The organism is Luteibacter aegosomatissinici (assembly GCF_023078495.1).
Lineage (GTDB): Bacteria > Pseudomonadota > Gammaproteobacteria > Xanthomonadales > Rhodanobacteraceae > Luteibacter > Luteibacter aegosomatissinici.
Genome location: NZ_CP095742.1, coordinates 2359600 through 2384247 on the forward strand (window position 1 = coordinate 2359600; position 24648 = coordinate 2384247).

At 62.0% G+C, this 24648-nt stretch carries 21 protein-coding genes; 9 read left to right on the plus strand and 12 right to left on the minus strand.

The annotated features are described in order from the left end of the window. Window position 1 precedes the first annotated feature (1 nt). A complete protein-coding gene (locus L2Y97_RS10610) occupies window positions 2-919 on the minus strand; it encodes an MBL fold metallo-hydrolase (RefSeq protein ID WP_247436442.1) in 918 nt (305 codons plus the stop codon). Window positions 920-1206: 287 nt separating this feature from the next. Between L2Y97_RS10610 and L2Y97_RS10615 the strand changes: the two genes are divergently transcribed. Continuing rightward, window positions 1207-1818, plus strand: coding sequence for a hypothetical protein (locus tag L2Y97_RS10615; protein ID WP_247436443.1), 612 nt, complete (start codon window positions 1207-1209; stop codon window positions 1816-1818). 23 nt (window positions 1819-1841) lie between these two features. On the opposite strand, the gene L2Y97_RS10620 is transcribed toward L2Y97_RS10615, so the two are convergent. Next, the gene (locus L2Y97_RS10620) at window positions 1842-4301 is read right to left on the minus strand and encodes a TonB-dependent receptor (RefSeq protein ID WP_247436444.1); all 2460 of its coding nucleotides are present in this window, start codon (window positions 4299-4301) and stop codon (window positions 1842-1844) included. Window positions 4302-4484: 183 nt separating this feature from the next. Here L2Y97_RS10620 and L2Y97_RS10625 point away from each other — a divergent pair, with 183 nt between their 5' ends. Together L2Y97_RS10625 and L2Y97_RS10630 are read left to right on the plus strand one after the other, a co-directional pair. After that, window positions 4485-5276 carry a TOBE domain-containing protein gene (locus L2Y97_RS10625; protein WP_247436445.1) on the plus strand — a complete coding sequence of 264 codons (792 nt, stop codon included), beginning with the start codon at window positions 4485-4487 and terminating at the stop codon, window positions 5274-5276. Between the two features lie 118 nt (window positions 5277-5394). After that, window positions 5395-6312 (plus strand): hypothetical protein, encoded by a 918-nt coding sequence (locus L2Y97_RS10630; RefSeq protein WP_247436446.1) that lies wholly within the window; start codon window positions 5395-5397, stop codon window positions 6310-6312. A gap of 81 nt (window positions 6313-6393) precedes the next feature. Here the strand turns inward: L2Y97_RS10630 and L2Y97_RS10635 are convergent, their stop codons facing one another. Continuing rightward, complete coding sequence (locus L2Y97_RS10635; RefSeq protein WP_247436447.1) at window positions 6394-7092, minus strand: dienelactone hydrolase family protein; 699 nt, start codon at window positions 7090-7092, stop codon at window positions 6394-6396. A gap of 396 nt (window positions 7093-7488) precedes the next feature. On the opposite strand from L2Y97_RS10635, the gene L2Y97_RS10640 reads away from it, so the two are divergent. Next, complete coding sequence (locus tag L2Y97_RS10640) at window positions 7489-9474, plus strand: SPFH domain-containing protein (protein WP_247436448.1); 1986 nt, start codon at window positions 7489-7491, stop codon at window positions 9472-9474. Here the strand turns inward: L2Y97_RS10640 and L2Y97_RS10645 are convergent. Continuing rightward, window positions 9471-10088, minus strand: coding sequence for a TetR/AcrR family transcriptional regulator (locus L2Y97_RS10645; RefSeq protein ID WP_247436449.1), 618 nt, complete (start codon window positions 10086-10088; stop codon window positions 9471-9473). The genes L2Y97_RS10640 and L2Y97_RS10645 overlap by 4 nt on opposite strands. A 136-nt stretch (window positions 10089-10224) precedes the next feature. On the opposite strand from L2Y97_RS10645, the gene L2Y97_RS10650 reads away from it, so the two are divergent. Continuing rightward, window positions 10225-11451 (plus strand): MFS transporter, encoded by a 1227-nt coding sequence (locus L2Y97_RS10650; RefSeq protein WP_247436450.1) that lies wholly within the window; start codon window positions 10225-10227, stop codon window positions 11449-11451. A 6-nt stretch (window positions 11452-11457) separates the two neighbouring features. Here the strand turns inward: L2Y97_RS10650 and L2Y97_RS10655 are convergent, their stop codons facing one another. Further along, window positions 11458-11910, minus strand: coding sequence for an acetyltransferase (locus L2Y97_RS10655; RefSeq protein ID WP_247436451.1), 453 nt, complete (start codon window positions 11908-11910; stop codon window positions 11458-11460). Window positions 11911-11965: 55 nt separating this feature from the next. Here L2Y97_RS10655 and L2Y97_RS10660 point away from each other — a divergent pair, with 55 nt between their 5' ends. Further along, window positions 11966-12283, plus strand: a complete 318-nt coding sequence (locus tag L2Y97_RS10660; protein WP_247436453.1) for a hypothetical protein — start codon at window positions 11966-11968, stop codon at window positions 12281-12283. 461 nt (window positions 12284-12744) lie between these two features. On the opposite strand, the gene L2Y97_RS10665 is transcribed toward L2Y97_RS10660, so the two are convergent. The 3 genes from L2Y97_RS10665 to L2Y97_RS10675 form a co-directional block, all read right to left on the minus strand. Then, window positions 12745-13482, minus strand: coding sequence for a hypothetical protein (locus tag L2Y97_RS10665; RefSeq protein ID WP_247436454.1), 738 nt, complete (start codon window positions 13480-13482; stop codon window positions 12745-12747). A gap of 150 nt (window positions 13483-13632) precedes the next feature. Continuing rightward, on the minus strand, window positions 13633-13902 hold the full coding sequence (locus tag L2Y97_RS10670) for a hypothetical protein (protein WP_247436455.1): 270 nt from the start codon (window positions 13900-13902) through the stop codon (window positions 13633-13635). Window positions 13903-14489: 587 nt separating this feature from the next. Further along, window positions 14490-15116, minus strand: coding sequence for a hypothetical protein (locus L2Y97_RS10675; RefSeq protein ID WP_247436456.1), 627 nt, complete (start codon window positions 15114-15116; stop codon window positions 14490-14492). A 273-nt stretch (window positions 15117-15389) separates the two neighbouring features. Here L2Y97_RS10675 and L2Y97_RS10680 point away from each other — a divergent pair, with 273 nt between their 5' ends. Together L2Y97_RS10680 and L2Y97_RS10685 are read left to right on the plus strand one after the other, a co-directional pair. Then, entirely contained in the window at window positions 15390-15830 is a 441-nt protein-coding gene (locus L2Y97_RS10680; protein WP_247436457.1) for a helix-turn-helix domain-containing protein, read from the plus strand. Further along, window positions 15823-16512, plus strand: coding sequence for a nucleotidyl transferase AbiEii/AbiGii toxin family protein (locus L2Y97_RS10685; protein WP_247436458.1), 690 nt, complete (start codon window positions 15823-15825; stop codon window positions 16510-16512). The genes L2Y97_RS10680 and L2Y97_RS10685 overlap by 8 nt, the downstream gene beginning before the upstream one ends. A 972-nt stretch (window positions 16513-17484) precedes the next feature. Here the strand turns inward: L2Y97_RS10685 and L2Y97_RS10690 are convergent. Beyond that, on the minus strand, window positions 17485-18447 hold the full coding sequence (locus L2Y97_RS10690) for a DNA-binding protein (RefSeq protein WP_247436459.1): 963 nt from the start codon (window positions 18445-18447) through the stop codon (window positions 17485-17487). 104 nt (window positions 18448-18551) lie between these two features. On the opposite strand from L2Y97_RS10690, the gene L2Y97_RS10695 reads away from it, so the two are divergent. Then, entirely contained in the window at window positions 18552-19631 is a 1080-nt protein-coding gene (locus tag L2Y97_RS10695) for a site-specific integrase (protein ID WP_247436460.1), read from the plus strand. Between the two features lie 36 nt (window positions 19632-19667). Here L2Y97_RS10695 and L2Y97_RS10700 read toward each other — a convergent pair whose 3' ends face one another. The 3 genes from L2Y97_RS10700 to L2Y97_RS10710 all read right to left on the minus strand — a co-directional run bounded on the left by L2Y97_RS10700 (window position 19668) and on the right by L2Y97_RS10710 (window position 24145). After that, window positions 19668-20381: an ABC transporter ATP-binding protein gene (locus tag L2Y97_RS10700; protein ID WP_247436461.1), complete on the minus strand. Its 714-nt coding sequence runs from the start codon at window positions 20379-20381 to the stop codon at window positions 19668-19670. Between the two features lie 429 nt (window positions 20382-20810). Beyond that, entirely contained in the window at window positions 20811-22847 is a 2037-nt protein-coding gene (locus L2Y97_RS10705) for an alpha/beta fold hydrolase (protein ID WP_247436462.1), read from the minus strand. Window positions 22848-23092: 245 nt separating this feature from the next. After that, the gene (locus L2Y97_RS10710) at window positions 23093-24145 is read right to left on the minus strand and encodes an alpha/beta fold hydrolase (RefSeq protein WP_247436463.1); all 1053 of its coding nucleotides are present in this window, start codon (window positions 24143-24145) and stop codon (window positions 23093-23095) included. Window positions 24146-24648: the final 503 nt, after the last annotated feature.

Sequence of the window (24648 nt, forward strand, 5' to 3'; positions counted from 1 at the left end):
TTCAGAAATCCCAGATCACCGGCACCCAGCGGAACGTATCGCCATTCAACACGACGCGTCCTACGGACGGGAAGGGTAGGTGTGTCGCCACCAGCAACGAGCCGGTTTCCGCCATTTCGTTGAACAGGCGCACACGAACGCGCTCGGCTTCTTCGGGATCGTGCTCGAAGCCGTTGAACCAGTCGGGGTGGTCGAACGCGACCGGGAACATGGCATCGCCGGCGAAGGTCAGGCGCTCGTTGCGCGAGGCGATATCGACCACGCAATGGCCGGGTGTGTGGCCGCCGGTCTTGCGTGCGACCACGCCCGGCGCGACCTCATACGAGGCATCGAAAGTATGGATGCGGTCGCGATATTCGCTGGCGAAGCGTTGTGCCGTCGAACGCAGTACCGGCGGCACGGCAGCCGGCATCGACGTATGCGTGAAATCCGGGGCTTCCCAAAAAGCCAGCTCAGTAGCAGTGACATGGATGCGAACGTCAGGGCGCAGGCGTTCCTTCACGCCATCGACCAGTAAGCCACCGACATGATCCATATGCATGTGCGTGATCACGATATCGGTGACCGATTCAAGATCGATGCCGGCGTGCGCCAGGCGCTGCGGGAACTGGCCGGCACGCGGGAAATCCGGGAACTGCACGCCCAGGCCGGCATCGACCAGGATGGTCTGCTCGCCTGTGCGTACCACGAGCACATTCAACGGCCAATCGAACTTGTCCGGCGGCATGCACATCGAGCCGAGCCAGTTCGACAGGTCGGCCGGCGCGGCATTCGTCGCCATGGTCACGGTAGGTAGCGGAAGGACGCCATCGCTGACGACCAGGACATCGATATCGCCCACCTTGACGGCATAACGGGACGGAACGAGTTCTTCGGTGGCGCGCGTGGCTGGGCGTGTGGCGTTGGCTACGGCAGACATGGTGAATCTCCAGTGGGGGACGCCTGCATCGTAGGCTGCGATGAAAAACACCAGTAGATCCGCCGGACACGCCAAAGTGTTGCCCGCCACGCACCAAAAATAGCCGACAGCTACAAGCCACGGGCCTCTCTAGGAGCGCGCTTGAGCGCGATCCCCAGCACACGCTGCGCCTCGGTAACTCCGTACTTCTACTGACCCTGCCAAAGCATTCCTACGCTCGCACAGCGGGCCGCCCACCAACACCATGGATGACGCATCCCGCATGGCCCGCCCACAGGAGAGATCACATGCACATCCTGCCCCTTGTACCGATGTGCCTGGTCGCCGCAATCGCGGCATGGTCCATGCCCGAAGCAACGCTTGCCCAGGCGGCAGCACCCGCCGCGGCCTCGACGGTGCATGGCACGGCGTACGAGCTATCTCGCCAGAAAGAAACTGAATCGGTCACCGTCACGCAGATCGACCGGAAGACGCGCTTCGTGACCCTGAAGAGCGAGAAGGGCGACGAATTCACGATCGAGGCCAGCCCCGAGGTGCGCAACTTTGCCCAGCTCAAGGTGGGCGATGTGGTCACGATCACCTACGAGGCGGCAACCGCACTGGAGATCCTGCCGGCCAATGGCGGCACGCTCGGCGTGGAGAGCGCGATGGATAGTGCCCGGTCCGAACCCGGCGCCAAGCCAGGCGGCGTGGTGGGTAAATCCATCTCCGTGACCAGCCGGATCAGCGCCATTGACCTGGCCGCCCACACCGTGACCCTGACCGGTCCGGATGGTAAGCAACGCAGGATCGAGGTGCATGACCCGGCACGCCAGGCCCGGATGAGCAGCCTGAAGGTGGGCGACCTGGTCAGGATGACGTATGTGGAAGGCGTGGCCATCCAGGTCACGCCCAAATAGGATGCGTCCGAATTGATCTGGGATCAGAAGTGCGCGCGCAAGGTGACGCCCACCAGGCGCGGATCACTCGGCTGGCCCAGGATCAGGCCCGAATTGCCCGTCTGCACGGTGAGTGCCGTGACGTAATTCCGGTCGAACAGGTTGCGGGCGAACACATCCACTTCCCAGTTATCGTCAAACCGGTAACCGATGCTGGCGTTGACCACCGCGTAGCCTGCGATGCGGGTATAAATCGAGTTGGCCGTATCGGAGTTGTAGTCGCTGCGCGCGCTGGTGTCGGCATGGACGAGGAATGCGTCGCTACCGATGGGCAGTTCGTAATCGAATCCGAGTGAGCCAGCCCACTTGGAGAGCCCCGCGAGTGGCAGGCCCGTGAGTACATAAGCGCCCGGCGTATCCGGGTTGCCGCGCGGGTTTGAGGTTTTGATCGCCAGGCTCGCCGGCACGACCAGCGGCTGGCAACCGCCCGTTGCATTGGGGTTCTGCCATTCCAGCGGGCAGGGGCCCTTGGGATAATCCGTGTACTTGCCATCCGCGTACGCGAACGACGCGCGCACGGTGAAGCCCCTGAAGAGCAGCGCGGCAAAATCGCCCTCAACGCCCTGCACCCGCACCTCCGGGATATTCGCTGGGTATGTGCGGATGGCGGCCGTTTCGGTGCTGGAGGTGATATTGGCCTGGTAGTTACGCACCACGGTTCGATAGGCGGCAAAGTTCGCCGTGGCGCGGCCATTCCACCATGCCGATTTCAGACCGGCTTCCGCGGTTCGGTTTGTCTCGTCCTTGATCACCGCGGTGGCCAGCACCGGGTTGTTCGCGGCATCCAGCGGCAGGCCGGACATATTGAGGCCGCCGGACTTGTAGCCGTAGGCGTAGCCTACGTAACCCATCAGGTTGTCGGTGAACTGGTACGACAGGTTCAGGCGCCCCGACGGATTGCCGCCATTATCCGAGGCGCGATAGCTCTGCGGCCGGAACAGCGAGAGTTTGGCATTGTCCTGGATGCTGCCGGGTGTTGTCGGCAAGCCGCCGGACACCGTCGTCGAGTACGTGCCGTTCTTGTCTTCGTACGTGTAACGCACGCCGACCGTGCCAATGAGCTTATCCGTGAAGTGGTAGTTCACTTCACCAAAGGCCGCGTAGCTTTTCATTCGGTAATGCGAATCGCCGTACTGGCCATACCCATCGGCCAGGTTATCCGGCATGCGCGGGAAGCTCGTCGTGCTCACCAGCCAGTAGGTTGCGGCTGGCCCGTAAATGCTGATCGGCTTGCCGTTGATTTCCTGGGTGTAGAAGTAAAGGCCGCCGACGTAGGTGAAGGGGCCATCGCCGTTCGATGCCACCCGGAACTCCTGGCTGTACTGATCCTGGCGCGACGGAATGCGCTGTACCAATTGGATGGGCACACCGGTGTAGTCGCGGTCGTTGGCGACATCCCATTTCCAGTAGCGCCATGCCGAGATCGAGGTCAGTGTCACGGGGCCGACATTCCAGTCGGCATTGAGTGAGACACCACCGTCCTGGGTATCGATATGCAGCGGCGCATCGATATCGGTGAGGCGATCGTAGATGTTGCGGCTGGGTGGTGAATACGCGGGCAAGCCGTGCGCCGGCAGGTTTGCTGCCAGGCCCTCGAATTGCCGCGCCGCGCTGCGCAGGCTGCTGCCGACGCGCAGGTAATTCTGCGTGCAGCAATCGGAATCCAGGTTGGATACATCGCCGATCAGGCGGATATTCAGGCTGTCGTCCGGTTTGAATAGCAACTGGCCGCGCACGGCGTAATTGTTCAGTTCGTTCTCGTCCTTGCCGGTGGTCACGTTGTGTAACGTGCCATCGCGCTCGGTGTATTGCACGGAGAGCCGGCCCGCGACGGTCTGGGTCAGTGGGCCCGATACCGTACCTTTGGCCTGCACGAAGCCTTGTTCGCCCAGGGATATCTCGCCACTGCCTTCAGGCTGGAACGTGGGCAGGCGGCTGGTGATGTTGATTGCGCCGGCGGTGGTGTTCTTGCCAAACAACGTGCCCTGGGGTCCGCGAAGCACCTCAATCCGGTCGATATCGGTGAAGTCGAAAGCGGCCGTCGCCGGGCGCCCGTGGTAAACGCCATCCACATAAAAACCCACGCCGGGTTCGATACCGTCGTTCGCTGCGCTGACTGAAAGGGTATTCGAGCCAAGGCCGCGGATCGTATACGCCGTGTTCCGTGGATTGGCCGAGTTGTAGTACAGCGACGGGACCAGCAGGCTGAGCTGCTGCGTGTTCACCGTATACGAGCGATCGAGCCATTCGCCGCTCACGACGGAGACCGCCAATGGCACCTTCTGCAGGTTTTCGTCACGTTGGCGAGCGGAGACGGTGACGCTTTCGAGCGTCGTCACGTCCTTCTTGTCCTCGGTGGGCGTTGCCGGACCCGTCACCTCCTGGGCCGTTACTGCGACTACAGGGCACAGCAGCGCCATGGCGCCGAAGACAAAACGTTTCATGGTGTCTCCCCAATCCCCGAACCCGGCAGGGCCGGGACGCCTGACAGCGATATAAAGCGGCCTATACAGCGAGCCTGAGGCTACAAGAACTTGCGGGCAAGGGCATGTAAATTCCTGCTCCCGGGCTGGTCGGGCCGGCGGCCCCAGGGCTAGACTCGGTCGATCCTCTCCGACGGCCGCCGCATGCTTCGCTACGAAGGCTCCCTCTGGCTTACCGATGGCGCGCGCCGCTGGGGTGGGCCGGACCGCGTCGAACTGCTGTTCCAGATCGCCCGGACGGGCTCTATCACCGCGGCCGCCAAGGCCGTGGGCATGAGCTACAAGGGCGCGTGGGATGCGGTCGAGGCCATGAACCAACTGGCGGGCGAGCCGCTGGTCCTGCGGGCCACGGGCGGTAAGGGCGGGGGCGGCGCCACGCTCACCCCGCGCGCCGAGCGTCTTATCGTTTCCTTCCGCAGCATCGAATCGGCGCATCGACAGTTTGTCGAACACCTGGCCTCGCTTGGCGATGAGGCCACCCAGGATATCCACCTTCTAAGGCACCTCACCATGCGAACCAGTGCGCGCAACCAGCTTGCCGGCGTTGTCGATCGTGTCCAGCAGGGCGCGGTGAACGACAGCATCACCATCAGGACCACGGGCGGCGCCGCATTGGTGGCGACCGTTACGCGCGAGAGCACCGATCACCTCGCCCTTGCCCCTGGTCGCCCCGTGATCGCATTGATCAAGGCCAGTTGGATCATCCTTGGGTTGCCGGGCGAGGGGCGTCTATCCGCGTCCAATCAATTGCCCGGCACCGTGGCGCGCATTCATCCTGGTGCGGTCAACACCGAAGTGAGCATCGACATTGAAGGCGGTGGCACCGTGACGTCGATTATTACGAAGGACAGTGCCGAGAGCCTGGGGCTTGTCGAGGGTATGGCGGTTCTTGCGATCTTCGATGCGGCCTCTGTCATTGTCGGTGTCACAGACTGATTAGCGATACTCGGCAGCACGATTTGCCGAACAGGTCACACCGTTAATGCGCGTGGGTCGCCAGCATGAATGGGATATCGCATCCCTGTGCTTCCCCACGCCAACGGAGACCTGCGACATGAAGACCCTGCTTGCGTTAGCCCTTGCCTCGGCGGGTTTGTTCAGCGCCCAACCCTCGCTTGCCGCGTCGACCGGCTACGTGGGCATATTCACGGGCGGGCCCATCTACAAGAATCAGAGTGCCAGCCTGACCGAGCTCAGCCAGTCGGGTTTCGATGAAGTGATCGTGTGGAGCGTGGAAGTCGCCGCCAATGGCGACCTTAACCTCAATGGCGAATTCCCCATTGTTTCGAATGGCAGCTATATCGGCGACCAGACGCACGCGGGCTTCCCCAATACATTGGCCAGCCTCAAGGCGGCCGGCGTCAAGCGCATCACCTTCAGCATCGGCTCGTCCAATGTCGGCGATTTCCAGCACATCAAGGCGCTGGTCAACAGTACGGGTGCCAACGGTGGTGTCGGCTCGTCAGGCATTCTTTACCGAAATTTCCAGGCACTAAAGGCGGCCATTCCGTCGATCGACGCCATCGATCTGGATGACGAAAACAGCTACGACACGGCGTCCACCGTGAGTTTCTCAGTGATGCTAGGCAAGCTCGGCTACCACGTGATGCCCGATGCCTATACCAATGCCTCGTACTGGACGGGGGTCGTCTCGCAGGTGAACCAGCAGCGCGCTGGCACCATCGATGGTGTGCATCTTCAGGCGTATTCCGGCGGTTCCGGTAACAACCCCTGCTCGGGCTGGAACTTCGGTGGCGTACCGGTTTACCCGGGTATTGCCGATACGACGGTGTCCGGTGGCCTCTCCGTGCCGTCAGCGCAGAGCAAGATCGCCAGCTGGGAAGGGCAGTGCGGCATCACCGGCGCGTTCCTGTGGCTTTACGACGATGTCGCCGGCAAGACCTATAACGGCGGTACGTTGTCTGCCGGTTATGCCGGGGCAATCTCGGCGGGGCTTACGCCGGGTAGTTGATAAGCGCCGTTTGAGCGCGGCATTCATTCGCGCCGCGGGAGTCGACCAGGGCAGTTTGCGAACTGCCCTGGTTGCTATACGTCAGGCGCTCAGTGCCTGCTTCAGGAATGCCCAGGTCCGATCGTTAGCGGTACGGGCAGCCTCCGCGTTGTAGTGCGTGCCGCCGTGCCGCGAGAACGCGTGATTGCATCCCGGGTAGCTGTAAATCGTGACATTGGGCTTGCCAGCAAGTGCGGCTTTGATGTCGGCCTGCGCTGCCTTCGTAATGAATTCATCTTCGTCGGCCAGGTGCATGATGAGGGGCGCCGTGACGGCGGGTGCCTCATCGAGGTATTTCTCCGTGTCGCCGCCATGGAATGCGACGACGGCATCGACGTTACTCCGCGCAGCCGTGAGGAAGGCCATCAATCCGCCGAGGCAATAACCCATCACGGCCACCTTGCCGGTGGAGCGGGGCAGGTGCCTGGCTGCATCGATCGTTGCGACGACATCCGTAACGCCGGCATTGCGATCGTAAGCCATGTAGAGTGCGAGGCCCGCCTTCCAGTCGGCTTCGGAGGTGACGCTCAGGTCCACGCCCGGCTGCTGCCGCCAAAACAGATCGGGTGCGATCGCAATAAACCCCTGTTCGGCGAGGGCGTCGCAGGTCTGGCGGACGTCATCATTGACGCCGAACACTTCGTGTAGCACCACGACAGCCGGTGCTTTATCTGCGGCAGGGTAGGCGACGTAAGCGTTGAAACTGCCGGCGTCCGTCTTGATCGTTATGGCGTTGTGCATGGCGATAACCTGTGGGCTGGATAACCGCGTAACCATTCACCGGCGTGCCGCGCGGCGCTTGGCGAAAGCGGGTGGCGTTTGGTTTGATTTCCTGCGCCAGGGCGATCCGGTGTGATTGTGTATCACCGGACGTCGGCGTATGTTGCGCACCACGTTACGCGAATCCGCGTTCCTGAGACCCCATAGCCATGCCGCCCACGAAGTAAATCAGTGCCGGATCGCAACGTCCCAGGGCGTACCGCGACCGGATTGGCACAGAGCTCGCGTCCAACCTTTCCTTGACGATACCGCAGCGCAAGCCGCGGCGCGTCTGACCCTGCCTCTTTTTTACCTCATCCGCTCCTGATGGCGCGGTATGAGCCCTTGCGTTCTTCACTCACATAAGGACATCCAGCCATGACCTGGCTAATTGCTATCGCAGTGGCCGTCGTCGTACTGATCGTGCTCGTTATTGCGTCACGCATGATTGTCTACATCCCCAATGACCGCGTCGGTGTCGTCGAGCGGCTGTGGGGTGCACCTTCTGTCGTTCGCGGACTGATCGCGCTAAACGGAGAGGTGGGTTACCAACCGACCGTGCTGCGCGGCGGCCTGCATTACTTCTTTCCGTTCCAGTGGCGCGTCCACAAGGTGGACCTGGTCACCATCCCCCAGGGCGAACTTGGCTACGTCTTCGCGCGCGATGGCCGTGATCTCGAGGAAGGCCAGGCGCTCGGCCGTACGGTGCCGACCGGCATCGAGGATGTCGATGCGTTCCTGCGCAATGGTGGCCAGAAGGGCCCGCAGCGCACGGTACTTCGCGAAGGTACGTATGCTATTAACGTCGCGCAATTCGCCATTATCACGGCATCGCGGGTCCATGGCTTGCTGCTTTCCGAAGAGGAGCGCGGCACCATCGATCACATGGGCAGCGTGCTGCAGGAGCGCGGCGGCTTCCAGCCAGTCATTATCGGCGGCCGCCGCGAGAACGCCTCGGCCCAGGCCGACGACACGAGCAATGACATGCTCGGCGTGGTAACCGTGCACGACGGCCCGGTGCTCCCGCCGGATGAAATCGTCGCGTCGCGCGTGGGCCAGGACCCGGCGGAGAAGGCCACCTTCCACAACAACTTCCAGAATATCGATGCCTTCCTGCGCGCCGGTGGTAACCGCGGCCGCCAGCACCAGGTACTGGTCGAGGGTACCTATTACATCAATCGCCTGTTTGCGACGGTGGATTACATCGCCAAGACCGTGGTGCCGGTAGGCTTCGTGGGCGTGGTGGTCTCGTATATCGGCACGATCGGCACCGATCGCTCCGGTGAGGGTTATTCGCATGGCGAGCTGGTGGATAGCTCGTGCCGTGGCGTGTGGAAGGAGCCGCTGCTGCCTGGCAAATACGCATTCAACACGTACGCGGGCAAGATCCAGCTTGTGCCGACGACCAACTTCATTTTGAAGTGGACGCCGGAAGTAACCAACCTGCACAAGTTCGATGAGAACCTTTCCGAGGTCTCGCTGATTACCAAGGATGCGTTCGAGCCGTTGCTACCGCTCTCTGTGGTCGTGCATATCGATTACCGCAAGGCGCCGCTGGTCGTGCAGCGCTTCGGCGACATCAAACGCCTCGTGGACCAGACCCTCGACCCGATGGTAAGCGCTTACTTCAAGAATATCGGCCAGACCAAAACGCTGATCGAACTGATCCAGAACCGTGCCGAAATCCAGCACGTAGCGGGCGTGGAGATGATGGGGCGTTTCGCCGCCTACAACCTGGAACTGCAGGAGGTGCTGATCGGCACGCCGCATGGCAGCACGGGGAATGCCTCGGGTGCCCGCATCGATGCCATCCTCAACCAGTTGCGTGATCGCCAGGTGGCGATCGAGCAGGTGGCCACGTTCGAACTGCAGGAGCAATCGGCGGCCAAGGAGCGTTCACTGCGCGAGGCACGCGCCAAGACCGATATCCAGGCAGAGCTCACCAATTCGATGATCCATATCGAGATCAAGAAGAACGTCGGTGATGCCAATGTCGTGGAGGCCACGAAGCGCGCGAACGTCATCGGTATCGACGCCGATGCCGAGCGCCGCCGCCTCACCGCCGAAGGCGACGGCCGTGCCTCGGCCATTGCGGCGGTGGGTAAGGCGGAAGCCGAAGCCATCCAGGCCAAGTCGCAGGCGCTGACCGGGGAGGGCGCTCGCCTGCAGCTGATCAACACCCTGGGTGCCCAGTTCGCTGAGGCTATCCGCGATGGGCAGATCGCGATCGTGCCGAAGATCTCGCTGGGCGGCGGCGAAGGCGGCGCGAACGGGTTGGGTTCGCTGATTCAGCTGGCCAGTTCGTTGCTGGCCGAGCGGGCGGATGCCGGTATACCGGAAGGGAAGGGGCTGGCTAACGTTTAAGTCGACGGAACGGTGACGTTGCCGGTCATGGCTGGCCATGCCCGCAACGTCATCTTGACCACGCAGGTCATCTGTTCGCGTGATGCGCCGCTGGCCGCCTGCACCGCAAGGCCATGGACGACGGCGCATACGTAGCGGGCCAGGGCATCGGGGTCGATGTTTGCTGCGATCTCCCCGGTGCCCTGTGCCGCCCTGAATCGTTCAGCGAGCGGCTCGTAGCCAGCAAGGCGCGCCTGGGCAAGCGGTTCGCGCAAACCTTCGCCCTGCGTTCCGCACACGAGCGCGCCCTGGATGAACAGGCACCCATGGACGCGATCCGGGCGGATCTGGTCCTCGACGCTGTCGCGCAGGAAGCGCTCGACGGTTTCGGCAGCGGTGGGAGCAAGGAGTGCGCCCTTCAACAGGGCGCCGCGCTCTTCTTCGTAGCAGGTGATGGCTTGCCGGAACAGCCCTTCCTTGCTGCCAAACGCGGCATAGAAACTCGGCGGGTTGATACCCATCGCACCGGTAAGGTCCGACAGCGTCGCGCCGTCGTAGCCCTTGGCCATGAAGACATCGATCGCCTGGTTCAGTGCTGTTGTGATGTCGAAGCCTCGCGGCCTGCCACCCGCCATCTCTTATCTCCGCTGGTTATGTAGCAAATAATACAGATTTTTCTTGACGCCGGGGTCGAGCGCCCCTACCTTGTGTAGTCATTGCTACATAACTATACGCCACCGCCCTGCGGGTGCGCTTTTTACTGGAAATCCGATGTCTTCTCTTTCTGACCGGCCCGTTATCGGGCCGCAGGCCGCCCTGCGCGAGTGGCTGGCTGTGGGCGCCGTCGCCCTTGGCACGTTTGCCCTCGTGACCAGCGAATTCATCCCCGTGGGCTTGATTACCCGCATGTCGGCGGATTTCGGCTCGCCGGAGGGCGCCACGGGCCTGATGATGACCGTGCCTGCGTTCGCCGCCGCGATCGCCGCGCCAGCGGTCATGCTTGGTGCAAAGCGCATGGACCGGCGCATCATGCTTTGCCTGCTCAGCGCCTTGTTGATGCTGTCGAACCTGGTGGTCGCGCTTGCCCCCAGCCTGGGCGTCGCCTTGTTCGGGCGCGTGCTCCTTGGCATCGATGTCGGTGCGTTCTGGGCGATCAGCAGCATTGTCGCGGCCAAGATCGTTCCGGCCGCTTCCGTGGCCAGGGCCAGCGCGATTATCTTCGCCGGCATCTCGCTCGGCTCCGTTGTGGGCGTGCCTGCCGGCGCGCTGATCGGAAGTGCGTTTGGCTGGCGTGCCGCGTTTGAAAGCGTTGCCGCGTTTGGGGCGCTCGTACTCGTGGCGCAGCTTGTATTGCTGCCGCGGCTTCCCCCGTCCGAAGTCGTCACGGTCAGGCACCTGGCAAGCATCTTCCGTATTCCCAGCGCGCGGCTTGGGCTGCTTGCGTGCTTCCTCGCCTTCGCCGGCCAGTTCGCCGCCTACACGTACATGGGTGCGTTCCTTGAGCACGTCACGAAGATGCAGCCGGCGTTGCTTTCCTCGTTGTTGCTGGGATACGGCGTCGCAGGCTTCGTGGGCAACTTCGTCGGCGGGGCCTTGTCGCATCGCGGTCCGCGGGTGACCTACGCAGGGGCCGCCGCGGCCCTGGGTCTTTCCATTCTTTTGCTGACGCTGGGCGGCCAGTCGCAGATGATCGCATCCATCGCCGTGCTGGCCTGGGGCTTCGCGTTCGGCGCCCTGCCCATTGCTACCCAGGGGTTCATGGCCCGTGCGGCGGCCAAGGAGCTGGAAAGCGCCAGTGCGGTGTTTGTCTCCATCCTGCAGATGGGCTTCGCGGTTGGCGCGTTCGTGGGCGGCCGCGCGGTCGATACCGTGGGCCTGCCAACGACGCTGATCGGCGCCGCGGTAGCCTCGATCGCTACCGGCTTCCTGATCATGCAATTTGGGCGCATCGAGGATGCAAACACCGATGGCGACGCCCAGCTCGATCCCGTGGCGTGAGGCCGATCAGTTGCTCGTGGTCGGCAACATCGCCAGGTGAATCAACGGAAACGGACGGCCATCGCTGTCCGTTTCCGAGCGTCCGGTCACTTCGAAACCCTTCGCCTTGTAGAAGCCGAGCGCGTCCGGGTTCTGTTCGTTCACATCGACGCTCAAGGGGCCCTTGCGTGTGACGGCATGCGCGATCAACGCGCTGCCACCACCGTGGCCGGCATGGGCGGGGTCGATGAAGAGGGCTTCGAGCTTTGTGCCGTCCAGGCCCATGAAGCCGAGTGGCTGGTCGTTTTCATCGGCCAGTACCCATACCTCCAGCATCACCAGGGCGGCATCGCGCACGGCAGGGATGAGTGCTTCGATATCGGCTTCGCTCAGGAACGTGTGTGTGGCACGGACGGAGCGCAGCCAAAGGGCGAGCAGGGCGGCACTGTCGGTCGGTGCGGCGGGTCGAATGTGGATCATGACGTTCAATTTCCAAGGCTGGTATCCTCCGCCGTTCTAAGGAGGGGATGCCAGCATGACGGGACCGTGGGCAATCATTGCAGGGGCGCTGATTCTAGTCGTTGGATACATCGGCTACCACGAGTACGTGCGCCATCGCGAACTGGCCGAAGCGAAAGCGGTGCTCGAGCAGCTCAGGCAGGACGCGCCATCTCCACAGTCGGTTTGGGTGCGGCCACCCGATCCCCGCGTCGCCGCTGAGGCAGGCAGGACGCGCCGTGGCCGCTTGCTCGGAACGGATGAGCGCTGTATCGGTGGCCTGGTGGTGCTTGTGAAGGGGAGCGCGTATACCGGCACCAACCTGCGTTGTGAGAACGGGCGGGTGTTTCCTTAGTCCGGTCGCTCGATGCTCGCGCCGTGCATTGACGTCTTCACGGGACGTTCGGCTCTTCATGACGCCGGGTGGGCGAGCGTGGAGCCGTCCGTACGCTGACGGGAGACCGGCATGAGAGCGTTATGGGTGTTTTTGGCACTGTGGGTGCCCTTGGCTGCGTGGGCGCAATGGTCATCGTTTGATGCCCGTGATCACCAGGTCGTCGATCCCTTTGCGGTTGGCGCTTGCAGTGATGCGGCGAGCCAGGAGGTGCGCTCACGAGTGCCGTCGGCCGGCGGCGTCAAGGTCAGCCGCACTGATGCTTCCGTTTCCGGCGAGAACAGGGTGGATGTGTCTGGGGAGGGAAGCTTCGCCGGTGCGGGTAGCCAGGCACAGACGTTTACGTTTCGCTGTACCTATGACGTGAAGTCAAGGACCACGTCCGGCGTAACTGTCCTCCTTTGACCATGCGTCTTAGCTTCCTACATAGCGTGTGGCGCTACTGGTGCACCGTCCGAATACGTGCTTGTTGCCAGCAGAAACACCGAGATAGGGGGGAGGGCGGCGGCCTCGGCCTCATGCCCCGGAAGCAGGTACCAGTAGTTCCCACCGATCAGGGGTGAGCCTGGCAAGTTCGCACCCCATGTCGCGCCATCTTTGGCAGGCACGTAAAACATCACGTGCGCCATGTTGTGGTCGCCTTGCGCGGATAGATACGCGTTCTTCGACATCATGTAGCACATAGCGCCGGCCTGGAGCGGCGGGATTTCCTTTGTGCGCAGGGCCGTCTTGATGCGATCCATGACTTCCGCGTCGGTCTTGCCGGCAAGCGTCAGGGCAGTGCGGAGCTTGAGCAGCGCCGTCATGGTGGGCACCGCGGGCGGGTTATCGCACGCGGCGGCCAGGATCTTCGGGTCCCAGCGCTCCGGCCAGTCAGGGGCGCCGCCAAACCCGCGGCCCACGTAGCAGACGAAGCCGTTGGTTCCCGTTACTGCCGTTTCGTAGCCCTTGCGGGTTAGCACCAGAACGGTGGCGTCCTTGGAAATCGATTCGGGGGCGGCACTCCTGGCCAGGGTGATTTCCGCCGCCTTGTCCATCAGGTAGGCGTCGACGGGTGCCATGCCGGGGTTGTCTTTGGCGTGCAGTGGCGCGCCGGTTAGGGCAAAAAGGAGCGCCGCGGAACAGGCGGCGGCGCGGCCGAGTTGGCCGATCCGGGCCATGCCGGGACGTAACGGGGCGAAATGGATGTTCATTCGGGGTTCTCCTGGATGGCGGAGGTCGCCACATGTAGGCGTCGAATGAGCAGGCTGGAAATCGACACCCTGAAGCGCGTCGCTGGCAGGATATTACCCGGGCGTTGTTCGCCAGTGTCAAACGCGGTCGATGGCGCCGAGTAATGCCAACAGGGCTCGCCCGATGCCCGGTATGACGGTTACCTCTGACCGGGAGAGCAATCTGCTAACCCCATGGGCCGCAGCTGCTATCTGGACGAAGCCGTGGCGCGACGCCACCCCGTGCACCAGGTGCGTGCGGAATCGCGCCTCGTCGACATCGCTATCGAGGAGGGCATGACCGATCGCCATCGCATCCATTGCCATCTGGGCGCGGGCAAGTTGGCGTTCTTCGTCTATGACATCCATGCTTGCAGCGTACGACTGCTCGCATGGTGGCGGGATCCATCGGTCGGCCTATGCCGTTCTTGGTACCAACGGCATGGGAGGGAAGGGCATTCACAGCAGGGCAGCTTGCATGGTGCGCCAGAGCGATGACGTGAAGCAGCAACAAGTGAAGGACCAAAAATGAAGAGCATGATGGTACGACCCACACACGGTATCATTTTCGTTCTGGATCCTACGAACACGGACGCCGTAATCCCTGAATATGACCCTGAGAAGGTCGTGAGTTCCACAAGCACTTGCGTATCTGTCGCGACTCAAGCCGCTGTTGACGGAGAGACGGAGGTTTTCCTGGGGCTAGACGTGCCAGAGATCGATGAGCTTCTGCAGGTCGCTGTATGCGACATCTCGTTTCCGAATGGTCACGTGGCATTGACGGATTCGGGCGTCGATCGATTCTTCAATCTTATGATCGGCGGCTCGCACGCCACAGTGGTTGTGTGGGTCGACTCGATGGACGGACCCACCCGCGTAGTTATTCAAGTCAAATCTGTGCGATCCCGGTAGCGAACGAACCGTTGCCGGGCATCCAGCTACATCTCTGGTTGACGTCACTCGCCGGCCCAGGGAAGACTCGCGCCGGCGACGGGCGGCATGCCGAGTTCTTTCTGTAGTGCCTCATCAACGTCGCAATAGCGCGTCGCGGCGTCGACTACATGGTCGAAGTCGAACGAATGCGGCGCATCACCAGCACCATCGTCGGAGTGGTCGACCAGCCGATAGAACGTGAAGTGCACCTTTTCCGTGTCACCAAACGATTTACCGAAGTCACGGTCGGCGATGACCAGTTGGGTGCCCGTAGCGTCATTGCTATGGAAGATGCGGAAGGTATGCAGCGTGCAATCTGCACCCCCCGACGTCGTCAGGCCAAGCTCTTCGGGCTGTTCCTTCTTGGGGTTCGTGGGATCACGGACAAACACCGGTATCGCAGCGAGGGTGACGGCGCCATTGCTAACCGGGCCATCCGCGTACACATTCACGACGTTGTAACCATGGGCGTTCCCGTTATCACGCCATGCCGACACCAACGTATAAGGCTGACCATCCAGCTTGACGTGATTTATTCCAGGCCCGAACTGAAGAACGACCGGCTTCTTTGGCAGTTGGCCAGGCCCGGGATGTCCCGTGGGTAGCACCGCAGCGACGGCGAACACGGCGCTGGCCAGGACTGGGTTCATTGATCCGTTGCTCCACTGCACACCGAAAGAGCCCAATGATACGCACGGCGAAAGCCGAGCGGTTTTGCCAGAAGTGACCATTGCGTCGGGAGCGTCTTGAGGCTTACCGGGGTCCGGTGGTGCAGCTCGAAAAGGGCTGGGTTTTGGTGGGGTAGCCCGGACGCACCCGGCTCCGTTAGCGCGCGGACCTCAGCAAGCAAACCACGCAGATGATCATGCGGCGCGTTTGGATGGGTGAGGAGTGGTGTCGCGTTAACGTGACATTTTGGCTAAATGTCGTATATTCGAGACATGATTACGCCAGATCCCATCCTCCAACCCCTTCGCGACCTTGGCCAGATGCTTAAGGATGCGCGCACCCGCATGGGCATGACTCAGGCTGCGGTCGCGCACGCGGCAGGGGTAGGGCGCCAGAAGTTGATAGAAGTGGAGCAGGGTAAGCCATCGGTCGCGATGGGCACGTATGCGGCGGTGATGCGCGCCCTGAACCTAATACCGACTGCCGGCGAGCCACTGGTCGCCATTGACGAGTTTCCGCAGCTGAAACGGCTCGCCTGGAATCGACCGGGTAAGCGAACTATTCCCGAGCCGGACGCACTTGCCCTTTACGAGCGAAATTGGGATCTCGTGGATCGGAACGAGATGAACGATAAGGAGCGTCGTTTACTCGACGACCTCGTAAATCGATACGGAAATGGGGTACTGCATGTTTGAGAGGCCACATCACCAGCGTATAGCGCACATCCTGCGCGCTTTGGATGGAAAGCTGCTAAAGGACGCTAAGTGCTACTTCGGCGGCGGCACAGCGATCGTCCTGCAGTGTGGCGAATATAGAGAGTCGGTCGATATAGATTTTCTTTGCGCAGATGCGGCTGGGTATCGAAGCCTGCGCGAAGCCATTGCGCCACCGACGCTCGGAGGATTACTCCGCAAGGCAATAAAGCATGCTCGCGACGTCAGAACGGATCGCGACAAGATATCCACGTACATTGACGTCGATGGAGTGAATATTCGTTTTGAACTCGTGCGGGAAGCTCGCATCGAATTTGATGCGAGCCCGCTAGACATCGAAGGCGTGCCTGTTCTTGCCCACGTAGATGCGTACGCCGAGAAACTGCTCGCCAACGCTGACCGCGGGATGGATCGGTCAACGATGAGTCGGGACATCATTGACCTTGCCATGATGATTGAGGCCTGGGGGCCGGTTCCTCGTGATTCGGTCATCAAGGCCGAGTCCGCCTATGGTTCGTCGGTTAGGAGGGCCTGGGACAAAAGTGCCGCCCTGGTTTCCGACGATGCGTACCTCAGACGGTCAATCGAGGCCATGTCGATGAAGGATTCGCTTGTGGCGGTGATTCAAGAGAACCTGGCAAAACCCTGGGCGACAGACGTTTGAGGCGCCATGGGTGAGAGGGAAAGGCTCCGCGCGCATACACGCACATGTGCGCATAATGTATATTATGTCAACTTCGAAACGTTGCATTTCGAAGCTTCGCGACATGTTTACGCGCCTGCGCGAAACTGTCGTCGGCCAATAACTGTGTCGCCTAGCCATTTACCTCGTCGTCGGTCAGTAATTCTATCGCCAGGCGCGTCGACTCCGCGCTAGGTGGTTGATTTTGCTCCGAGGGCTGGATTGATCGGGGCACACTTTTCGACGACACCGTTTCTGGCTAGGCCTTCACCGACATTAACGATGTCGCGACGGCACGGCTAACGACACTGCTACCGGCCTGCACCTGAGGTATCCATCGACGGCTAGCATCGGCGACCAGCGTTTCTTGTTGTCGGCGACCCACCAACTGCGTCTGAGAGCGTGCCGCCGCCGATTTGCCCTGCCGACAACCGGTGGGACGCCCTCAGGCTAGGCACATTATTGGTGCGTGTCGGCGACCAGCATTCCCTGTCCCATGGCCAGCAAATCCTGTCACCTCGTGAAATCATGTCACGTTCTGGGCACTGCCGGCCGTAACTGGTTGTTATAACTGCTCGTTGCTCGGCGGGCTAATCCATTTGGGTTGTGACATCATTTCCTATTCTTGTGATCCGCGCAGTAGGAAATTGAGTCACGTCGGCTAATCGCGTCGCCACCTTCACGGCTACCAGATCAGGAAATGTTGTCACGCTGTCGATCGATGCTGCAGCCCTCCATCGCGAGCTATTGGTACTCCGCAAACCGCAATCCGCACCGGCCGGTCACCGACCAGTTGTGATTCACCATCGATGATGGCCGGTCAGCGTCGCGTGGTGAGTTTTGATCTTTCGCGCTCGCTGGCGATCCCGGACGTCCAGCGATAGGCCGCAGTCGCAAGGAGGCAGGCAACTCCCGCCTCCCTGCTTTTCCGCCTCCACTGGCAATCGCCGGGGATCAGGCCCCACGCTTAGCGCGCACCTTCTTTTTCGCGGCCGGCTTTGCCTGGCCGGGGGTGGCGCGGCGGCGCGGTGTGGCCGGCCTCTGCGCCGGGACGGTCGCTGCGGCTTTCGCGCGCGTGCGGACCTGGCGCACGAGTGCTTGCTGGGTGGTCAGGACGGCATCGGCGCGGGCCGCGGCTACCGCGGCTTCACGCTGGGCATCGATGACCGCCTGGCGCAGCGCGGCCTCGCGCCGGCGCGCTGCCTCGTCACGGGTCCGTTGCTCGCCTTGCGTTGCATCCCGCTGTTTTTGCACTGCGCGCAGCTCGGCGCGGATCCGGTCGACCTCCGCATGCGCTCGGTCTTCGACGGCGCGTACGTGCTCGGCAAGGCGCTGCCGTTCGGCCGCGTCCTCCGCGTCGCGCGTCCGGCTTCGTGCTGCCTGCGCCATCGCTTCCTGGTCGGCGCGGTGGACCCGCTCCTCGGCGGCATCGCGCTGGGCGCGAAGGTCGTTGAGCTGCGTCTGTTGCTGATCGCACCATTGCTGCAGGTCGCGCAGGCGCTGCTCGGCGGACCGTTGGGCATGCGCGGCATGTTCTGCGGCGGTGAGCACCTCACGGACGGTGGCCTGGCGGGCCGCGTCAGCCTCGACGAGGGCCTCGCGCTCGGCGGCCAAGGTTTCACGGTCGGTGGCGAGCGCAGCGTGGGCCTCTTCGCGCGCGCTGCGTAGGGCGGCATCCCAGAGCTGCGCCGCCAGGTCGCCGATCGCGAAGGGTGCTGCCGGCAACGCCGCAGCCTGACGCTGCTGGCGCAGCCGCGAGCCCAGCCTGCCCCACCAACTGTCCAGGTGCCGAGTGACTGTGTTCGGCGAGCCGGATCCCAGATGCGCGCGAATGCGCTCGACTGTCGGTCGTTCGCCTGCTTCCACCAGCGCATCGGCGGCGCCGTGCACGTCGTTTTCTGTGATCCCGCGTGCCATCGCTATGTCTCCGTGGTTGAGCACCCTGCCCTTTGATTCTCTACTCGCGATAAGTGATGATTATCGCTAGTATCAGCTCTATATCGTAATTCACATTACATATTATGAAGCATAAACGCACCTCGACTGATCTCTCCGCACCTGCCTCCAGCTTGGTCTTGCCGGAACAGCTGGCCCAGCAAGCGGCGGACGCCGTGCGTGAACTGTTGGCCGAAGCCGCCGCGGCCAACACCACCCGCAGCTATGCCGCCGCCCTGCGCTACTGGGCCGGCTGGCACCAGGCGCGGTTTGGTATGGAGCTGACGTTGCCGGTGACCGAGACCGTGGTGATCCAGTTCCTGGTCGACCATATCCAGCGGAAAAGCAAAGCTGGCCTGGTCAGCGAGCTGCCGCCGGCGGTCGACCAAGTACTGGTCGCGTCCGGCCTCAAGGCGAAGCTCGGGCCGCCCAAGCTCGCCACCGTGACCCAACGCGTGGCCGTGCTGTCGACGGCACACAAGCTCAAACGACTGACCAACCCGTGCGAGCTAGCCACCGTCCGCACGCTGCTCAGTCGCGCCCGGCGTGCCGCGGTGAAACGCGGTGAGCGGCCGACCAAGAAGACTGCGATCACGCGCCCGGAGCTCGAGGCCATGCTGGCCACATGTGACGACTCGCTGGAAGGGCTGCGCGACCGCGCCTTACTCTGCTTCGGCTTTGCCAGCGGTGGCCGTCGACGCAGCGAGATCGCAGCAGCCGACCTGTGCGACCTGCGCAAGACCGGTGACGACAGCTACATCTATCGGTTGGAGTTTTCGAAGACGCAGCAGGCCGGCGTGAAGGTAGATTCGACGCCTGACAAGCCGATCCTAGGACGCAGCGCTCAGGCGCTCGCGGCGTGGCTCGAAGCGGCAGGCATACGAGAGGGGGCAATTTTTCGGCGCATATGGAAGAATCGGATCGGCCCTGCCCTGCTACCCGGCTCGGTGGCCTCAGTCGTCAAACGCCGAGCCATTATGGCGGGGCTAAATGGGGATTTCGGTGCCCATAGTCTCCGCTCAGGCTTTGTCACCGAGGCGGGCAAGCAAGGCGTACCGTTGCCAGCGGTGATGGCGATGACGGAGCACCGCTCCGTCGCTAGCGTGATTGGATACTTTCAGGCCGGTCAGGTGGAAGAGAATCCCGCGGCGCGGCTTCTTAAGTGACACCTCACATAAACCGAAACGCAGAGATTGCGCAATTCAATGAAGCGGGTGCCCTTCCTCCTCGTCGATGCCTGGCGTTAAGTCAATCTCTCGGAAATTCGTTGCGCCTAAAAAGCCCATCTTCTTCGCAAAGAGATTTGCCAGTCGATCGTCCGCGGTGGCAAAGAAGATTTGCCGGGCTCCGGTCTCCGCGATGTCCGCCAAGTAGTCGAGTAGCGCTAAGGAATTTAGATCGTCAATGTGCGCAACTGGATCATCGATTAGCATGATCGGTGGGCCATCTGCTTGGGTGCGCGTCACGAACAGGTAGCACAAGCAGTCTAAAAATTCTCCATTGGCGCCTGGTGCTGGCCAGTTAATCACCACTCGGACGCGACCTTCGAGAGCCTCTAGCCTCGCGCGCAGGTCAGGGGCGGAAATGCTTTCGCACGCAATAGCCCACAACTTGCCCTCTGCTGGAACAGTCCCGGATCCAATAGCATCGAAAAGTGCGGTCCAAGGACAGGAGTATTCGGGACAAGCCACCAAGTCCGAACCGAGAGCAACGGCTCGTCCCAGAAAGCCACTCATTTGCATCCTTAGCAAGTCACGATCGAGGACGCTGACGCTCCTGTCGGTGGCGACGATGGCGCCTTGCGGCTGAAAGAGAAGTGCCCTAATGAAGCCTGGATCGCGAGAAAGAAACGGCATTTCGGGCGGCCGCAACCCCTCTTGCGCCAACCGAATGGATACGTCCACAAGCTGTGTCACAGCCCCTCCCCTACTATCCCTTGACGCGGGGCAACCCTCAGTCGCCCCTTCCTTAGCCAAGGATGCCATATGCGCTGAGAAAAGGTATTACCGAGTTGATCGATAATCAAATGGAAGTCACGGCTCTTCCTCGCTTTGGTCTACCTGGCGATGCCAGAAAATCCAAGGCATTGTTTCGGCTTTCATCCACGTTAGTTAGCTTCATAACCAGTCAAATCTCAGTTCAAAGCTTGCGCTGATCTACCCGCGATAACACGGGCTTATCACCCTGCTTTCTGCTCGCCGAGATGTCGGGGGCGCCGGGAGATGACGGTAGCACTCCGGTGGCGTACGGCAGGCAGCGAGCGGCTGGCCGCCGTCAGGTTCAGATGGCCACGGAGAGGCGGGCTATGCGCCACTACCCACGGCCTGAACACAAACCGCCCCGATTCACGGAGACGCAGGCGCTCGTCGCCCGGCATCACGCTCCCCACCCGCCTCCGAAGCCATGCGCAACACCTGATCAATTGCATCAATCACGATCTCAGGCCGGTCGTAGTTAATGAGATGTCCGGCGCGCGGGACAATTTCATTGAACCCACGAGTCGACATGGCCGCGACGTCGTTGTGCAGCTGCTCGACGGTGGCGGTGCGCTGGTCCTGCTGCAGCTGGGTGACCCCCGCCGCGGGTTTGAAGGGAGCGTGGGTCAGGTAGATGAGCGGCAGGTCGCCGACATCGCTTCGCGTTGCGCGTGCTTCATCGGCGCTTTCACCCCGGAAGGCCTGAGTCTCCGACCTGACGGCCAGCTGGTACTTCGCCTTTGCTCCATACGCCAGTCGCGCATCGTTGATGGCCTGGCTGAAGCGTGGATCGGGTTCGCCAACACAACGCGCATAGACCGGGGACGTCTTCGGAATCTCTCCGTCACGCAGCGCGTCCACGCATGTCGTGTCATGGATGTCGTCGTCCCAATGAGCCTTCGCCTCGGGTAGCGCGATCGCTTTAAGGCGGGAGGACTGGTCTTCGTGTGTTCCATCGACGATGACCAGTCCGACGACGTCGTCGCGAAAGCGGCCGGTAAATACACGCGTCGATAGCGCCGCATCGGAGTGCGCCACCAGCACATAAGGCGGCGCCACATGGGCCGCTTGCAAGGCCATGTGCAGGTCGTCAGCTTCGTTAGCGGCTGTGCCGGGCCGTACGGCAGCGTCGCTGAATCCGAGCCCGGCACGATCGAACGCACAAGTGGCATGCGTCTCGCTGATGGCCGGCTGGACGAGCCCCCAGGCAACGGTGCTATCAGCCGCACCTGCGGCAAACACGACCGTAGGCGCGCCCGCCCCCCGACAGTACAGATTGATACGCCGGCCACCACCGACATCCACGAGGCGTGCCGGGCGGGTATAGGCAGCATCAGTCACGATTGGGTGACCTTGCAGCGCCTTCACCGCGGGCGCCGGCTCGGCCGCCATCGCTATCGCCTGATGGATGGCCTCGATGACGATATCCGGCCGGTCGTAGTTCATCGCGTGCTTGCTTCGCGGAACGATCCAGTTCACGCCCCGGGTCGACATGGCCGCGACCTCGTTGTGGTATTGCTCCCAATCCATGTTGCGCCGGTCCTGCATGGCCTGTGGAAAGCCGTTGCGGGCGGGCGACTGCGAGCGCGTCAGCATGATGATGGGCATGTCGCCGAAATCCCGGCGCGTCGCCCGTGCTTCGTCTGCACTGACGGTACCGAAGTTCTCCATCTCCGACGTGATGGCCTTTTGCGACTTCAGTGAGGCCATGGCGGCGGAAGTCGCATCGGTAATGGCCTGGCTGACACCGGGATACATGATCCCGACGCAAGGCTCGAACAGGGGTGAATCCTTCGGAATACTGCCCGACTTCGCAGCTTCCACGCAGTTGGGTGCCGGCGCTGCGGACGGCCCTGCCAGGGACGGCATCTCCTTGACCTCAAGCGCCATTCGGGCCTTCCCCCCGCTGACCTGCTCCTCGTAAGAACCATCGACGATCACCATGCCGACAACCTCCGAACGGTAGCGGTCTGCGAAGATCCGAACCGCGAGCCCCCCGGCCGAATGTCCCACGAGCACATAAGGCGGCTCGATGTGAGCCGCCTGGAGTGCCTTGTGAATATCATCGACGTCGTTTCCAGCGGTACCTGGCCGCACAGCGGCATCGCTGAATCCGAGCCCAGCGCGGTCGTATGAACAGGTCATGTGGGCGTTGCTGATTTCCGGCTGGATCAGTGCCCACGCGATGGTTGTATCGTAAGCGCCGGAATCGAAGATGACGGCGGGTGAGCCCGCTCCACGGCAGTACAAGTTGAGACGTCTGCCGCCAATATCGACCAACCGGGCCGCTCCGAGGTAGACCGGATCGGTCACCACGGGTTGGGTGGCGGGCTCGCCTCCCCATGCCACCGGCGTGCTCGCAAGACAGCCAACCGCCACGAGGGTGGTGAGCACTTCCTTCAACATGGGTGGATCCCCTGAGTTGCGCGGTTCCAGGCTGCCGGCCACGGCAGGCTGGGTGGTGCGAACGATGAAGTTAAAGGATGGGCTCGACGAGCGTCAACTCGAGGCGAGCGACCGTCGGGGACTCACCAAGCCTTGGGTCGGGTGACCCAGAAGAAAGTTGGCGTAAGATTTGGAAACTAGGGGCGCGAGGTGCCCAAATTCGCCGAAATACAGCCAGAGATCCGGGCAAATACGGGCACCTCTTGCTACTGGCCGACATGGCTAACTACGTCTTCTTCGCGGGCGATTGCGAGCGCCATACGAATGGCATCAATCACGATCTCTGGGCGGTCGAACGGAATCAGGTGGCCGCTGCGAGGCACGATCATGTTGACGCCATGCGTGGACATCGCCGCCACCTTGTTGTGGAGCTCTTCCAGAAGGAGGGTGCGTTTATCCTGATCGGCCTGCGTGCGGCCGTTACGAGGCGGTTGCGGCGACTGCGTAAGCATGATGATGGGCATGTTGCCGAAATCGTGTCGGGTGGCACGCACCTGCGCAATGCTGGCTCCGTAGAAGGCGCGATACTCCGCAGTGACAGCGGCCTGATACTTGAGCTTGGCACCATACGCCAGCTCCGCATCGTTGATAGCCCGGCTCAATCGGGGGTCGGGCTCGCCGACGCAGCGCTTGTAGACAGGCGAATCCTTAGGGATTTCGCCGCCGCTGGCTGCGTCCACGCACGTCGTATCCTTCAGGTCGTCGTCCCAATGAGCCTGGGCTTCCGGCGTGGCGAGCGCCTTGTACCGTTCCGACATGTCTTCATGCGAGCCATCGACAATGACCATGCCGACAACCTCATCACGGTAACGATCCGCGAAGACCCTCACCGCCAAACCGGCTGCCGAATGGCCGACGAGGAGGTAGGGCGGCGCGACATGAAGCGACATCAAGGCCTTGTGGATATCGTCAACATCGTTGGACGCGTCGCCTGGGCGCGTCGGCGCATCGCTGAACCCGAGGCCTGCGCGGTCATAGGAGCATGTTGTGTTGCTCTTGCTGATCTCTGGTTGCACTAAGGCCCAGGACACAGACGAGTCGTTGAGGCCCGCATCGAAAATGACCGCCGGTGAGCCCGTGCCCCGACAATACACATTGAGGCGCCGCCCACCTCCAACGTCCACAAGCCGGACCGGTGCGGCATATGCCGGATCGGTGATCGTTGGCGCAGTCATCGCGGCTTCGGCGGCAACCGCCGCTGCGGCTGCAAGCGTGCCCGCGACCAGGATGGCAGCCGAGGCAATTTTCACCAGGTTCATTCTTCAGTCCCTTTGATCCGCTCTGCGCGATCCGTTCGAGGGGTGAGCGTGCCAGACCGATTGCCACCATCCCTGCGACGACGGCCTCGCTGCGATTCCGTGTGTGCCGCAGGAAAGAGTCGCTCGGCAAGACTACGCGTAATACCGTGATGCTCGCATCACTTCGCGGTCAATGCACGCGAGTACCGGATGGCCTGACATGGGTACGCAGTCGTTGGAGCGGACTCGCGAGTGGAGCGCGCTCGTACCCTCGATAACCATCCCTAATCAATCTAAACCGGCACTACTCTTCCAAAAGTAGTGCCGCTCTCTAAGCATCCTGCAGCGCCGGCTTTTACACCTCGGTACGTCCAACCCTTTGGATTGATTGAAGCCAATGTCATACACGTCTGTATCTACTCTTTCACTGGCTGGTTAGCCACGAGCTGAACGTCGCCCTCACTCTGGTATGGGGGCAGTGATCATGGGTCAATCGAGCAGGGCGGGACCACTCCATCCTGAAA

Bases quoted from the DNA above. Each gene is read 5' to 3' on its own strand.
- L2Y97_RS10610 (WP_247436442.1), bottom strand. From the start codon at position 919: ATGTCTGCCGTAGCCAACGCCACACGCCCAGCCACGCGCGCCACCGAA.
- L2Y97_RS10615 (WP_247436443.1), top strand. From the start codon at position 1,207: ATGCACATCCTGCCCCTTGTACCGATGTGCCTGGTCGCCGCAATCGCG.
- L2Y97_RS10620 (WP_247436444.1), bottom strand. From the start codon at position 4,301: ATGAAACGTTTTGTCTTCGGCGCCATGGCGCTGCTGTGCCCTGTAGTC.
- L2Y97_RS10625 (WP_247436445.1), top strand. From the start codon at position 4,485: ATGCTTCGCTACGAAGGCTCCCTCTGGCTTACCGATGGCGCGCGCCGC.
- L2Y97_RS10630 (WP_247436446.1), top strand. From the start codon at position 5,395: ATGAAGACCCTGCTTGCGTTAGCCCTTGCCTCGGCGGGTTTGTTCAGC.
- L2Y97_RS10635 (WP_247436447.1), bottom strand. From the start codon at position 7,092: ATGCACAACGCCATAACGATCAAGACGGACGCCGGCAGTTTCAACGCT.
- L2Y97_RS10640 (WP_247436448.1), top strand. From the start codon at position 7,489: ATGACCTGGCTAATTGCTATCGCAGTGGCCGTCGTCGTACTGATCGTG.
- L2Y97_RS10645 (WP_247436449.1), bottom strand. From the start codon at position 10,088: ATGGCGGGTGGCAGGCCGCGAGGCTTCGACATCACAACAGCACTGAAC.
- L2Y97_RS10650 (WP_247436450.1), top strand. From the start codon at position 10,225: ATGTCTTCTCTTTCTGACCGGCCCGTTATCGGGCCGCAGGCCGCCCTG.
- L2Y97_RS10655 (WP_247436451.1), bottom strand. From the start codon at position 11,910: ATGATCCACATTCGACCCGCCGCACCGACCGACAGTGCCGCCCTGCTC.
- L2Y97_RS10660 (WP_247436453.1), top strand. From the start codon at position 11,966: ATGACGGGACCGTGGGCAATCATTGCAGGGGCGCTGATTCTAGTCGTT.
- L2Y97_RS10665 (WP_247436454.1), bottom strand. From the start codon at position 13,482: ATGGCCCGGATCGGCCAACTCGGCCGCGCCGCCGCCTGTTCCGCGGCG.
- L2Y97_RS10670 (WP_247436455.1), bottom strand. From the start codon at position 13,902: ATGGATGTCATAGACGAAGAACGCCAACTTGCCCGCGCCCAGATGGCA.
- L2Y97_RS10675 (WP_247436456.1), bottom strand. From the start codon at position 15,116: ATGAACCCAGTCCTGGCCAGCGCCGTGTTCGCCGTCGCTGCGGTGCTA.
- L2Y97_RS10680 (WP_247436457.1), top strand. From the start codon at position 15,390: ATGTCGTATATTCGAGACATGATTACGCCAGATCCCATCCTCCAACCC.
- L2Y97_RS10685 (WP_247436458.1), top strand. From the start codon at position 15,823: ATGTTTGAGAGGCCACATCACCAGCGTATAGCGCACATCCTGCGCGCT.
- L2Y97_RS10690 (WP_247436459.1), bottom strand. From the start codon at position 18,447: ATGGCACGCGGGATCACAGAAAACGACGTGCACGGCGCCGCCGATGCG.
- L2Y97_RS10695 (WP_247436460.1), top strand. From the start codon at position 18,552: ATGAAGCATAAACGCACCTCGACTGATCTCTCCGCACCTGCCTCCAGC.
- L2Y97_RS10705 (WP_247436462.1), bottom strand. From the start codon at position 22,847: ATGTTGAAGGAAGTGCTCACCACCCTCGTGGCGGTTGGCTGTCTTGCG.
- L2Y97_RS10710 (WP_247436463.1), bottom strand. From the start codon at position 24,145: ATGAACCTGGTGAAAATTGCCTCGGCTGCCATCCTGGTCGCGGGCACG.